General features: G+C 61.8%; 11 protein-coding genes. 7 read left to right on the forward strand and 4 right to left on the reverse strand.

Going from position 1 to position 13,037, the window contains the following annotated elements:
- The first annotated feature begins 141 nt into the window (after window positions 1-141).
- From PYR71_RS01225 to PYR71_RS01250, 6 genes are all read left to right on the forward strand, one after another.
- Complete coding sequence (locus PYR71_RS01225; protein WP_275617936.1) at window positions 142-1,038, forward strand: LysR family transcriptional regulator; 897 nt, start codon at window positions 142-144, stop codon at window positions 1,036-1,038.
- A 356-nt stretch (window positions 1,039-1,394) separates the two neighbouring features.
- Window positions 1,395-1,904, forward strand: a complete 510-nt coding sequence (locus PYR71_RS01230) for an NUDIX hydrolase (RefSeq protein WP_275617937.1) — start codon at window positions 1,395-1,397, stop codon at window positions 1,902-1,904.
- Between the two features lie 62 nt (window positions 1,905-1,966).
- A complete protein-coding gene (locus PYR71_RS01235; protein ID WP_275617938.1) occupies window positions 1,967-3,466 on the forward strand; it encodes an inorganic phosphate transporter in 1,500 nt (499 codons plus the stop codon).
- Window positions 3,467-3,485: 19 nt separating this feature from the next.
- The gene (locus PYR71_RS01240; RefSeq protein ID WP_275617939.1) at window positions 3,486-4,223 is read left to right on the forward strand and encodes a 16S rRNA (uracil(1498)-N(3))-methyltransferase; all 738 of its coding nucleotides are present in this window, start codon (window positions 3,486-3,488) and stop codon (window positions 4,221-4,223) included.
- A 147-nt stretch (window positions 4,224-4,370) separates the two neighbouring features.
- The gene (locus tag PYR71_RS01245) at window positions 4,371-5,744 is read left to right on the forward strand and encodes a glutamate--cysteine ligase (RefSeq protein ID WP_275617940.1); all 1,374 of its coding nucleotides are present in this window, start codon (window positions 4,371-4,373) and stop codon (window positions 5,742-5,744) included.
- A gap of 150 nt (window positions 5,745-5,894) precedes the next feature.
- Window positions 5,895-6,788: a DUF937 domain-containing protein gene (locus tag PYR71_RS01250; RefSeq protein WP_275617941.1), complete on the forward strand. Its 894-nt coding sequence runs from the start codon at window positions 5,895-5,897 to the stop codon at window positions 6,786-6,788.
- A gap of 88 nt (window positions 6,789-6,876) precedes the next feature.
- On the opposite strand, the gene PYR71_RS01255 is transcribed toward PYR71_RS01250, so the two are convergent.
- A complete protein-coding gene (locus PYR71_RS01255; protein WP_183918625.1) occupies window positions 6,877-7,176 on the reverse strand; it encodes a YjiS-like domain-containing protein in 300 nt (99 codons plus the stop codon).
- Window positions 7,177-7,378: 202 nt separating this feature from the next.
- Between PYR71_RS01255 and PYR71_RS01260 the strand changes: the two genes are divergently transcribed.
- The gene (locus PYR71_RS01260; protein ID WP_210314533.1) at window positions 7,379-8,335 is read left to right on the forward strand and encodes a LysR substrate-binding domain-containing protein; all 957 of its coding nucleotides are present in this window, start codon (window positions 7,379-7,381) and stop codon (window positions 8,333-8,335) included.
- 6 nt (window positions 8,336-8,341) lie between these two features.
- Here the strand turns inward: PYR71_RS01260 and PYR71_RS01265 are convergent, their stop codons facing one another.
- The 3 genes from PYR71_RS01265 to PYR71_RS01275 form a co-directional block, all read right to left on the reverse strand.
- The gene (locus tag PYR71_RS01265; RefSeq protein ID WP_275618447.1) at window positions 8,342-8,983 is read right to left on the reverse strand and encodes a TetR family transcriptional regulator; all 642 of its coding nucleotides are present in this window, start codon (window positions 8,981-8,983) and stop codon (window positions 8,342-8,344) included.
- A gap of 261 nt (window positions 8,984-9,244) precedes the next feature.
- The gene (locus PYR71_RS01270) at window positions 9,245-12,343 is read right to left on the reverse strand and encodes an autotransporter outer membrane beta-barrel domain-containing protein (RefSeq protein ID WP_275617942.1); all 3,099 of its coding nucleotides are present in this window, start codon (window positions 12,341-12,343) and stop codon (window positions 9,245-9,247) included.
- 210 nt (window positions 12,344-12,553) lie between these two features.
- Window positions 12,554-12,970 (reverse strand): MAPEG family protein, encoded by a 417-nt coding sequence (locus tag PYR71_RS01275; protein ID WP_275617943.1) that lies wholly within the window; start codon window positions 12,968-12,970, stop codon window positions 12,554-12,556.
- Between the last annotated feature and the right edge of the window lie 67 nt (window positions 12,971-13,037).

Genomic DNA, 13,037 nt, shown 5'->3' on the forward strand with positions numbered 1-13,037 from the left:
CCCTGGCCTCCCGGAAGATGACGACGGGAAGACGACGGCGAACGGGTGCCAGATCCTCCCTGCCGCCCGGCTTAGCACTTTCCCAATAGGGGCGCAAATGCTAAGCACTTATGCCAAAAGGGGAAAAGGTCACAAGAGCTTATGACCAATCTGGGTGATCTCGAAATCTTTGCCAAGGTCGTCTCGACGGGAAGCATGTCGCTCGCCGGGCGCATGCTCGGCTTCTCCCCTGCCGTCGTCTCCAAACGAATCAAGCGGCTGGAGGACCGGCTCGGCACGCGGCTTTTACAGCGCACAACGCGGCAGATTTCACTGACGGAGGCCGGCCAGGGCTTCTACGACCGCGTTCTCGGCATCCTCGCCGGACTGGAGGAGGCCGAATTTTACATTTCCGGCCGCTCGGCGCAGATGCACGGGACGCTGAAGATTTCGGCGCCGACCTCCTTTGGCCGCATGCATATCGCGCCGCATCTGAAAGCGTTCATGCACGCCCATCCGGACCTTGCGATCAACCTGGTGCTGACCGACGAATTCAGCGACATCGTCGGCGGCGGCTTCGATCTGGCGATCCGTATCGCGGAACTCACCGATTCCAGCCTCGTCGCCCGGCGGCTGGCGGCGGTGCGCCGGCTGCTCTGCGCCTCGCCGGATTATCTCTCGGCGCATGGCGAGCCGCGGACTATCGAGGATTTGAAAAACCATCGCTGCCTGCCGGCACACAATGGCGACACCTGGCGACTGAATGGGCCGGATGGCCCCCTCAGCCTGCGGCCGGACGGCATGCTGATCACCAATTCCAGCGAGGTGATCCGCGAAGCGGTGATTGCCGGCCTCGGGATCGCGCTGCGCTCGACCTGGGATATCGGCGATGAACTGAGGGCCGGCCGGCTCGTGCAGGTGCTGCCCGCCTATGAAGGTTCGCACAATGTCGCGCTGTCGGCCGTCTATCCCAGCCGGCAGTTTCTGCCGGCAAAGGTTCGGCTGTTCATCGATTATCTCACCGAACTGTATGGGCCGGTTCCCTATTGGGAACGATGATAGCACCTCACTTCAACGCGAAGGATCGAGACGGGCGGATGCACATTGGGACGATGTCGGCCATGTCACCGGCGTCAAGCGAGGCATGGTTATTCCAATCCTGAAATCCCGGTGGAACAAACGGCCCGGCCATTGATTTGGGGGCACAGCGGGATCATATTGTACACCTGTGCAAAGCGACGCATTCGAGACAGGACGTGACGGTTTTTTCGAGCCTGACCCAGCTCGGCTTCCCTATGAAACAGGGAGAAATAAAACGCGTTCGGATCGCGCCGCGAATTTTGGCTTGCGCAAGCTTTCCGTGATACAAGGTATATCAGCGATTCCTAACATCAACGATAAAGGTGACTCGACAATTGACCCTTCTCGCCCGACTGGCATCCGATGTGCAACTGATGTTCCGGCGCCCGCCGCGACAACAATATGGTGCGCTCTGCTATCGGGTGAGGAACGCTGATAAGCTCGAGGTGCTCCTGATGACGAGCCGCGATACCGGCCGCTGGGTCATTCCCAAGGGCTGGCCGATGAACGGTAAATGTGCGCACGAAGTCGCCGCACAGGAGGCCTTGGAAGAAGCTGGCGTCAAGGGTCCGGTCGAAACGGAAACGCTCGGCGCCTACACCTATCCCAAGATGCTCCGGGATGGGGTGCGAGTATCATGCAAGGTGCAGGTCTATCCGCTTGAAGTCACCGACATGGCGAAAAATTTCAAGGAAAAGGGTGAACGCACCATCGAATGGGTTTCATTCGACGAAGCAGCCGGACGCGTGCGCGAACCGGAGCTGCGCCACCTATTCCTCGCCTTCAAGCGAAAGCTGACTGACAGGCTTTCGGCCAATGCGGCAAAGCAAATTCCGGCGGAATGAATCCTGCCATCTTGCACTGCTAGAAAGGCAGCGTAGAAGCAGATTCATCCTTGGGAAAAAGAATGCCGCCACGCCCCGCCGTCCTCACGAAACGCACGCTCGACAAGGACCTCGACAAGATCACTCATGTCGAGGATGTGGCCAAGCATGTGGTCCGACGGCTGGTGGCGCCCGGGTTGGGGCTGATTTTCCTCGGCCTGACCATGCTCTTTGCCGGGGTCTATGTGTTCGATCGGCCGGGAGCCACGCTCGTCGTTGCGGCGGCAGCCCTTGCCAGCTACATGGCAATGAATATCGGCGCCAATGACGTGACCAACAATGTGGGCGCAGCCGTCGGCGCGCGCGCCATGACAATGGCCCAGGCACTCGCCATCGCCGCAATCTTCGAGGTTCTCGGCGCTACGATCGCCGGCGGCGAGGTCGTCAAGACGATTTCCTCGAATATCGTCGATACGGTCCAGGTGCCGCAGGCGATGCTCGGCTGGATCATGATGGCAGCGCTAATGGCGGCGGCCCTCTGGATCAACCTCGCAACCTGGATGAATGCGCCGGTTTCCACGACCCATGCAATTATCGGGGCGGTCATCGGAGCGGGCATTTCGGCGGTCGGAGTGGAACCGGTCAACTGGCGGGTGCTGCTGGAAATTACCTCGAGCTGGGTCACCTCACCGCTGATTGGCGGATTGATTGCCGCCGGGATGCTTTATCTCGTCAAGACCCTTATCATCTATCGTGACGACAAGATCGCCGCGGCACGACGCTGGGTGCCGGTGCTGGTCGCGGTGATGGCCGGCGGCTTCATGGCCTATATGGTGCTGCAGCTGTCGCCGCCCGGCCGGTTTCCGCCTTTCACCGTCTTCCTGATCGGCATCGGCATCGGACTGGTCAGCTGGCTTGCCGCCCGGCCGCTCGTTCTCGCCCAGGCGCGGGATCTCGAAAACCGCAACAGCTCGCTGCGGGTGCTGTTCCGGCTGCCATTGATCGGCTCGGCGGCGCTGCTTTCCTTCGCGCATGGCGCAAACGACGTTTCGAACGCCGTCGGGCCGCTTTCGGCAATCGTCCATTCGGTCGGCATCGGCGGCGTCGACGGCGTCGGGCATCCGCCGCTCTGGGTGATGCTGATCGGGGCCTTCGGCATCTCCGTCGGCCTGCTGCTGTTCGGGCCACGCCTCATTCGCTTGGTCGGCGAGGAGATCACCAAGCTCAATCCGATGCGGGCTTATTGCGTCGCATTGTCGACCGCGTTCACCGTCATCGTCGCCTCCTGGCTCGGCCTGCCGGTCAGCACCACGCATATCGCCGTCGGCGCCGTCTTCGGCGTCGGCTTCTTCCGCGAATGGTATACGCGCCATTCAAAGCGCCGCATCACCTATATCAGGCGCAAGGCCGAGAGCTTCGATATCGACGAGCCGGAGGAGCCGAACATCCATGAGCAGCGCCGGCGTTATCTCGTGCGCCGCTCGCATTTCATGACGATCGTCGCCGCCTGGATCGTTACAGTGCCAGTCTCGGCAGCGCTTGCGGCCATGATTTATTGGGCTATGTTCGCGCTCTTCGTCTGAACCCACGAGTATATTTCGAATGCGCGCCAATTTTCGCATGCAACGGCTTTTCGTCGACGCGCCGCTTTCTGCCGGCGCCGTCGTGGAGGCGAGCGCCGAGCAGTTCAACTATCTCGCCAATGTGCTGAGGATGGAGACTGATGCAGAGATTCTGCTCTTCAACGGCCGTGACGGCGAGTGGAAAGCCAGCCTCACCTTCCCCACGCGCAAACGCATCCTGCTGACGGCAATCGAAGAGACGCGGCTACAGCCCTCCCCCTGCGATCTGCATTATCTCTTTGCGCCGCTCAAGGTCGGCCGCATGGATTATCTTGTGCAGAAGGCGGTGGAGATGGGCGCCGGCCTGCTGCAGCCGGTCATGACCCAGCACGTCCAGGGCAAGATCACCAATCTTGACAAACTGCGCGCCAATGTCGTCGAGGCGGCCGAGCAATGCGGCGTTCTCGGCATTCCCGAGGTGGCCGAACCCGTGAAGCTCTCCGACCTGCTCGGCCGCTGGCCGAAGGAGCGCCGCATCATCTATTGCGACGAGGGCGAGGCCGGGCAGAACCCGCTGCCGGTGCTGTCGGCGATCCGGGAAAAGCATCTCGCGCTGCTCGTCGGACCGGAAGGCGGCTTTTCGGAAGAGGAACGCGCGCGGCTTCGAAGTCTCAATTTCGTCACCGCCATTCCGCTCGGACCGCGCATCCTGCGGGCCGATACGGCAGCGGTTGCGGCGCTCGCCGTGGTCCAGGCGGCGATCGGCGACTGGAACTGACCCCGGAAACGGGTGGACACGGAAATCGCTGCTATTTTTTTGATGCGTCGTTGAAAGAATTTCACTTGCAACAGACGTGGCTTGGGTCCTAATCAGCCTTCCAACTGCCCGGCCCCCTGGGCGCCTTTTCGAATACAGGTATCCCGCATGGCCCGCGACACCACCGACCAGACACCGCTCTCATCGGTCCAGGATCTGACCGATTACATCGCCGCGGGCAACAAGCCGCGGGAGCGTTTCCGGATCGGCACCGAACACGAGAAATTCGCCTTCTTCCGCGCCGACAACAGCCCGGTTCCCTATTTCGGCGATGCCAGCATTTCGGCCCTGCTCACCGGCCTGCAGGAAAAGAGCGGCTGGGAGCCGATCATGGACGGCGGCAACATCATCGGCCTGGCCGAACACAGCGGCATGGGCGCCATCTCGATCGAGCCCGGCGGTCAGTTCGAACTCTCCGGCGCGCCGCTGGAGACGCTTCACGAAACCTGCAGGGAATCGAACCAGCACCTGGCGACGCTGCGCGAAATCGCCGAACCGATGGGCATCCGCTTCCTCGGCATCGGCGGCAGCCCGAAATGGACCTATGCGCAAACGCCGCAAATGCCGAAATCGCGCTACGAGATCATGACCCGCTACATGCCGAAAGTCGGCAGCAAGGGTCTCGACATGATGTACCGCACCTGCACGATCCAGGTGAATCTCGACTTCTCCTCGGAAGCCGACATGCGCCAGAAGATGCGCGTTTCGATGAAGCTGCAATCCTTGGCGACCGCGCTCTTTGCATCTTCGCCCTTCACCGAGGGCAAGCCGAACGGACTGCTCTCCTGGCGCGGTGATATCTGGCGCGACGTCGACAACCGGCGCTCGGGCCTGCTCGATTTCACCTTCCGCGACGATTTCGGTTTCCGCGACTACGCCGAATGGGCGCTCGACGTGCCGATGTATTTCATCGTCCGCGACGGCCGTTATCACGATTGCACCCATGTCACCTTCCGCCAGTTCATGAACGGCGCGCTGAAGGGCGAGGTCGCCGATCCGGCGCCGACGATGGGCGACTGGACAAACCATCTTTCGACGCTGTTCCCCGACGTGCGGCTGAAGCGTTTCCTCGAAATGCGCGGCGCCGACGGCGGCCCGTGGCGGCGCATCTGTGCGTTGCCGGCCTTCTGGGTCGGCTTGCTCTACGATGATGCGGCCCTGCAAGCTGCCGACGAGTTCACCAGGAATTGGAGCTTTGCCGAAGTCGCTGCCCTGCGCGACGCCGTCCCCGCCGAAGGGCTGAAGGCTGAGTTTCGCGGGCATGCACTGCTTGACGTGGCCCGCGAGGTGGTCGCCATATCGAGGACCGGCCTCAAGACGCGCGGAAAGCTCAACCGCGAAGGCCAGGACGAAAGCATCTTCCTGGCGCCGCTCGACGAGGTGCTCGCCAAGAAGGCGACGCTCGCCGAGGATCTGCTGTCGCTCTATCACGGCCGCTGGAACGGCTCCGTCGAACCGGTCTTCGAGGACTATCAGTACTGAGCCTGCCCGGAATTTTGCCGGGTTCGGAAGGGCGCCGCGCGCGTTTGCCGAAACGGCTTTAAGTTCTTATGGCAAAAAGCCGTTTGCACATTACCTTTTCCAGATATAGTGGCGTTACACACGCGTCACGACTCGGGGAAAGGGACCTCCATGCTGCCACTCTTCGACATGATGATGCAGGCGCAGAACGGTGCGGCGATGGAAGCGATCGCGCGGCAGTTCAACCTGGCGCAGGAACAGGCGACCAAGGCGATGGCGGCGCTGATGCCGGCCTTCTCCGCCGGCCTCAAGCGCAGCACCAGCAACCCTTACGATTTCGTCGGGCTGATGCAGGCCGTCGCCTCCGGCAATTACGCGCGCTATTTCGAGGATATGAGCCGGGCCTTCACGCCGGAGGGCATTTCCGACGGCAACAATATCCTCGCCCAGCTCTTCGGCTCCAAAGAGGTTTCGCGGGCGGTCGCCGCCCAGGCGGCGCAGATGACCGGGATCGGCCAGGATATCTACAAGCAGATGCTGCCCGTTTTGGCCGATACGCTGATGGGCGGGCTCTTCAAGCAGACAACCGGCCAGTTGGCCTCGCCGGTCAACCCGTTCGTCAACACGGCAATGGGCGAGACCATTCAGAAATGGCTCGAGAGCACCGGCTTTGCGCCGAAGCCGAAGGCGGCCCCGGAACCCAGCATCTTCGACAATCCCTTCACGCAGGCGATGCAGCTGATGTTCTCGATGCCGAAACAAGAACCGGCGCCTCAGCCGAACCCCTTCCTCGACAATCCCTTCGCCAAGGCCTTTCAGGAAATGATGACCGGGCTTGGCCAGCAGCCGCCAGCCAAACAACCGCCAGCCAAACAACCGGTGGGCAAACAACCCGCGGCCAAGACGCCGAAGGCGCCGAAGGAAGAGGCGAACAATGCCGAGAGCTATAGCGACATGCTGAACGCCATGTTCGACAGCGGGCTTGAGGTGCAGAAGAGCTACCAGAGAAACCTGGAAGCGATTTTCGAAACCTACCGGCCGAAGCCCCCCGAAACCAAGGCATAAAAAAACCCGGCGATGGCTTGGGAAAAGCCGATCACCGGGTCAAGCGGCAGGGCTATTGGCTATCACCCTGCGGGGAAACTCGACACTCCTACTCCTCGTGAGGGCGGAAAAGCTGCAGGCGCCAGCGATTGCGCGCCGAGCGCGTCAGATGTTCCGACGGATCCTCGAAAAAGGTCGAGGCCAGGAAGGCAGAAGTCAGGTCGGCCCTGGTGAGGCCGATATCCCTCAGCTGACTGTCGTTCAGATCACGCAGCCCGTTGACCTCCATTCGATTGCGAAACCCGCGAAAGATGGAGACCAGCGGAGCGAGGCCTGCCACCAGACGCTGGAAAAGCGTCGGGGTCAGCTTGCTGCAGTCGAGTTCTAGTGTTCGGTCTGTCGTGTGCATCGAACTCTCCTTTCTCGGGCACGCAACAACCCACCCCCTCCGCGAGGTCGTGCGAGAGGGGATAAGGCTGAATTCTGCTTGGGCAGGCAGGGTGTCTGCCCTTCACTTTGCTTGATTTGCACCCCGAAGATGCCAAAGACCTATTGATCAGTCCAACGAATGTTTCTAATGATTATCATCAGCTATCTTTATGGGTGATACCATGTCCGCGCCTCTTGATCTCGACCAATTGCAGACTTTCATCGCCATCGTCGATTCCGGCAGCTTCACCAAGGCGGCCGACAAGGTCTACAAGACTCAATCGGCCGTCTCCATGCAGATGCGCCGCCTCGAGGAGCGCATCGGCAAGCAGCTCTTCATCAAGGACGGCCGCGGCAACCGGCTGACGGTCGAGGGCGAGAAGCTGCTCAATTACGCCCGGCGCATCATCCGCCTCAACAATGAGGCGATCGCCGCCTTCGACGACAACAGGCTGGAGGGAACGCTGCGCATCGGCACGCCCGACGACTACGCCGACCGCTATATGCCTGAGATCATCGGCCGCTTCGCCAAGACGCACCCGAATGTTGAGCTCTATATTGTCTGCGAGCCTTCGGTGGATCTTGCCGAGCGCATGCACAAGGGCGAGCTCGATATCGCGCTCGTCACCCACAATCCGCGCGAGCGCATGTCCGACGTGGTGCGAACCGAACCGCTCTGCTGGGTCGGCTCGGCCAACCATCCGATCCGCGACGACGCGCCAGTGCCGCTTGCCGTCGGCCGCCGCGACTGCCAGTGGCGCCAGCTCGCCTGCTCGGCGCTCGATGCCGTGGGACGCGAGCACCAGATCCTGTTCACCAGCTGGTCCTGCACCGTCGTCGCCGCGGCCGTGCTTGCCGGCATGGCCGTCTCGGTGATGCCGGAATCGGCGCTGCGGACGGGCATGAAGGTGCTGAGCCAGGCAGACGGCTTTCCGGCGCTGCCGCCGGTGCAAATCGGCATCATGAAGCGGCCGGGCGTTTCGATCTCGCTGATGAACGCGATCACCGCGCATATCACGGCCTGCCTCGACAACATCACGCCTGCTGTCATTGACGACGGTTTGGATGCGGACGTCAAATCCGCGCAGGCGCGCCTTTATCCGCGGCTGAAGTCCGCAAATATGGTGCCTGGCTGGTAGAGGCTCTCAGACGGCGCGCGGCGCGGCCTCGGTAAAAAGGGAGGCGCGGATGACGCGTTTCCACTCACCGAGCATGCGCCGCGCTATAGTCTCTTCGCTGATGGCGGCAAGCCGGATGACGGCGCCGATCAGATGGCTGAAAAGGTAAGTGCGGGCGAACATTTCCTCGTCGCAAAGATCGGGAGCCAGCCTGCGCACGGCGTCATGAAAAATGCCGGCGACACGGCCGCTATGCTCTATATTCAGCCGCAGCAGATCCTGCTCGGTCTCCGTCCCCATCCAGACGCCGAGATAGACGGGATCGTCATGGTAGGAATCGTAATACCAATCGATGATATCGCAGACGAGATCGAGCGCCTGGTCGAGCGACTGCACGTCGGAGAACATCGCCGCCGTCTTCGTCTGTACCGCCGAAGCGTGCTGATCGAACAGGGCTTTGACGATCGCCGCTTTCTCCGGGAAATATTGGTAAACCGAGCCGATCGGCACTTTGGCAGCGATCGCGAGCTCGGTCATCCGCATGGCGCTGACGCCCTTCTCGGCGATGATCTTGGCAGCGGCGGCGAGAATAAGATCCAGCCTCTGAATGCTGCGCTCCTGCTTCGGCTTCCTTCGCAAGCCGATGCGATCCATGCTTTCCGCGCCCATGTCGTTCCCGTTTTTATTGTTCGCAGCCGAGGCTTCTGCCACCAGCGCGTCGAGCGGATATGACATGCAGGTCTTCATCAGGCGTAAACGGAAAGGCTCGCATTTTAACGACCTGCAAACGCGTATCAAAATTGGGAGTTCAGCTGTTCCCACCGGTTGCGTCAGGCGAGAGAATCCTTGAAATAGTTGCGAATTTCTCTTCGACGGGAATAGGCTGATGGCGCGACCCTTCGTTGCGAGGGGAATGACCGTCCAGAGATTTTAGAACTTCACAGATAGGGTCGCCTTAACCCCATGCTGCTGTGCGTCTTCCGCGATCTGGCCGGAATAGGCAATCCCGAGCGCAGCACCTTCGTTGAGGGCGACGTCAAGGCCGGCGTCGAGAACGAAGGCGTTCTGCGCCAGCGGCACGCCGACGACGGTGAAGGCATCGCCTCCTGCGAAAGCTTGCGTCGACAACGGGACGATATCGCCGGCGGCATGGCGCCAGCCTGACATGCCGTGCAGGGTGGCGCTCGTCCCGGCGAGGCGAACCTCCATTTCGGCACGCAGGCCGAGCGTGGTGATGGTGGTGTTGGTCGTGCGGCCGGAGACGTCGAGTGCGGCCGCCCCGCCCTTTTCGGAAAAGCCCGCCGTTCGAATGCCCATATGGGCGAGATTGACGAAGGGCTCGAAGGAGACCGCCGCCCTCTCGAACCGGTAGCCGAGCTCCGCAAAGCCCTGCAGCGTGCCGCCCCCATAGTTCGCGTCCAGCCTGTCCTCGAAGCTGCCGATCGCGACACGGCGGCTGGTTTCGATGTCATGCCAGGTATAGGCGAGGCCGGAGCGGAAGGCGAGACCGCCCCAGTGCGTACCGGCATACAGGCCGAGATGATAATCGTCGCTCGAGCCCGACGAAGCACGGTGACGGGGATCGAACCTTGAATTGCTGTAGCCGGCCATCAGGCCGAACCTGACCTCGTCGAAACTGCTGTCGACACCGGCAAGAAACCCGCCCGTCTGATGGCGGAATGTGGCGGCATTGCCATCCGTGAACGCCTCGCTCAGACCGCCGAAGGCCATGCTCCAGAAAACCGGCCCGTCCGCGGTCTCGGCGGCGGTCAGTTCCGGCGCGCCGGGCCAGAAGGCTTGTATCGGAACCATGGCGGTGACGGGATCGCCGAAAGCGGAGCGCAGACGTTCGTTGGCGGCCTCGCGAACAAACAGGCTCTGGGTGATCAGCGCCGTCTTGATCGACGCATGGATTTCGCCGGAAAGCGCGTCGAAGCTCGCCTGAACTTGCGACCGGTCGTCGGGCAAGGTGACGATCGCATCGTAGATGTCGTTGCCGGAGCCGAGGTTCTCGGCAGCCGCCGCCGTGGCAATCTGGTTGCTCGTCGCAGCCATGTCGGCGAAGCTCACATCATTGCGGGCAATTTCCAGGTAGACATTGTTCAAATCATAGGAGAGGTCGGCGGCCAGAAAGGCATAATTGGAGGTAACGGCGCTAAAGGTTCCGCTCACCCCGCCGCTCGCGGTCAGGATCGTATAGGTGGAGAACGGCCTGTACTCGCCATTCATTCCGATATGGGAAACGGTCGCGCCGTTGAGAAAGGCGGTGCCGGTAACCGAGATCAAATCGCTCGCGGTGCCGGCGGGATCGACCTCGACCTCATAAGTAGCGCCCGGATCGAAAGTGAGATTGCCGCCGACGGTCAAGGTTCCGATCGAATTGCCCGGCGCGATGGTGACGCCCGCCCCGGCGGTCAGCGCGCCGATATCACCCGAGCCACCCAGTCTGCCGCCCGTCATCGTCAGGATGCCGCCAAGGCTGCCATTGACGATCAGGCGGCCGTCCGAAACCGTGGTCGTCCCGGTAAAAGCCGAACTGTCGCCGCTCAGACGCAGGGTGCCGCTGCCGGCCATCGTGAGGTCGCCGCTGCCGGAGAGTACGCCGCCATAGGTGCTCTCAATTGCCTGATCGAGCGTGAGGTCGGTGCTGCCGAGCGCGATCTCGCCGCCGCTTCCCGAAAGCTCACCCATGGTCAGGTCGAAGCCGCCGAGATCGAGTATGCCGCCATTTACCGCATAGGCGCCGTTCTGCACGAAGGCACCGGCGCTGCCCGCCAGCAGCGTGCCGGCCTCGACCGTCGTTACGCCGGTATAGCTGTTGGTGCCGGACAGCGTCAGCGTGCCCGTACCCTGCTTGGTCAGGCCGCCGACGCCTTGCAGATCCGTGGTTATGCCGACCGCAAAGCCGTTGGTGTCGATAAAGGCGCCGCCCGAATTGGTCGTTACTTCGCCGGCGCGGAAGCCGCGCAGGAAATTCGCCTCATTGCCCGTTGCCCGCAGAATGCCGCCGTCGAAAACGAGGCTCGCACTGCCGCCGCCTCTCTCGACATAGCCGGTCTCCAGGACGCCGCGCCCGCTTCCGGCACTTCCGGCAAGTTCGATGGTGCCGGTCGCGGCTGAATCATCCGCGATAACGACCGCGGACGCCGATATCATGCCGGCATCGTCGATGCTGACGCTGCCTGAACCGAATTGGCCGACGAACAGCGTTCCGGAACTGATCCAGCTCGAGCCTGCGCCGGTCACGCTGACCACTCCGCTGCCGTTCGAACTGAAGCCGACATAACCGAAGCTGCCGGTGACAGAGCCACCATTCGAAATGGTCAGCGTTCCCGCGCCGGCCGCGCCGACCGAGACCTCGATGGAATTGCTCCAGAGCGAGTTGGCGCCCGTAACGATGACCTCGCCGACGGCGCTGGAATCATTGCTGATATAGCCGGATGCACTGTTGACCGTCCCGCCATTCGAAATGATCAAAGTGCCGGTGCCGCTGTCGCCGATGGTGAGATCCTGGAAGGTCGTCCAGGCCGAACCTGTGCCAGTGACCGTTGCCGTGCCGCTGGCGCCGGAGAAATAGCCGATATGTCCGAACTGGTTGTTGACCACAGCGCCGTCTTCGATGGTCAGCGCGCCGGCGCCCTGATGGCCGACATAAAGGTCGTCGGAATTGCTCCAGCTCGAGCCTGAGCCGGTGACCGTCACCGTACCGCCGGCGCCGGGATCGACGCCGAGCACGCCGATATCATTGCTGACCGCGCCGCCGTTGCGGATGATGAGGGTCGCATCATTGCCATTCTGATCGCCAATGACGAGATCGGTGTTGATGGTCCAGGGAGCCGGCTGCGTGCCCGGGCCGGTGCCGCCGGGGTCGTTGCCGTCGACGATCTCCGTGTCGTTGCCGGTTATGACCTGCTGCGCCCACCCCGGCTCTGCTGCCAGCATCAGCGCCAGCGCCGCGGTGCTCGCCGAGCCCGCAAGTCGCAGCATGGCCATGCGATGGATCGCCGCCCCGCCTGTCCTCTCGTCCATCTTCGCTCGCAAAACCGTCCCACTATCACTCGCTCGCGCAGAAATAGACGAATCAATTTAAATATTAGTAACCATGTTCCCGAGGTTATCTTGACGGGCGCCCGTGTCTTTCCGCACGCGTGAGGGATGCTGCAACATTTTGAATTTATGCATAATTTTGTCCTTGAATCGATTCCGATTCAGGGAGTTATGCCGTTGGTCGCGGCGCGTTTATCCCATTGCCATCCACCCGGCCAGCCAGACCCACATGGCGGCGAGCACGAGGTAACCGGCGGCGAAGATCGGGCTCCGGTAGCGGAGATCATTGCTGGTGACGTGGATGGCCGCATGCGCATAACGCAGGGCGACGAAGACCCAGGCGAACGCGACGGCGACAAGATTGTCGGCCTCGGTGACATAGAGAAGAATGCAGCAGGCATAGAAGAGCACGGGCAGTTCGAACTGGTTGGCGAGACAGTTCTTGACGGCGAGGCTTTCGGCCGGCTCGTCACGATTTTCGCGATAATCCGATTTCGCGATCCTGCCGGCGCGGACCATTTTCGCGCGCCGCTGTCCAAGAAGCGCATAAAGACCATAGACCAGGGCCACATGGGCAAGCAGTGGCCAGAAGATTTGATAGCCGGTCATATTGCTCCCTCAAGTCCTTTCCGTTCCGCACTCGTTGCCAGGAGTAGCCGAAAGGGGAGCAGGATGC

It is taken from the genome of Rhizobium mulingense, assembly GCF_029194105.1.
Classification (GTDB): Bacteria; Pseudomonadota; Alphaproteobacteria; order Rhizobiales; family Rhizobiaceae; genus Rhizobium; species Rhizobium mulingense.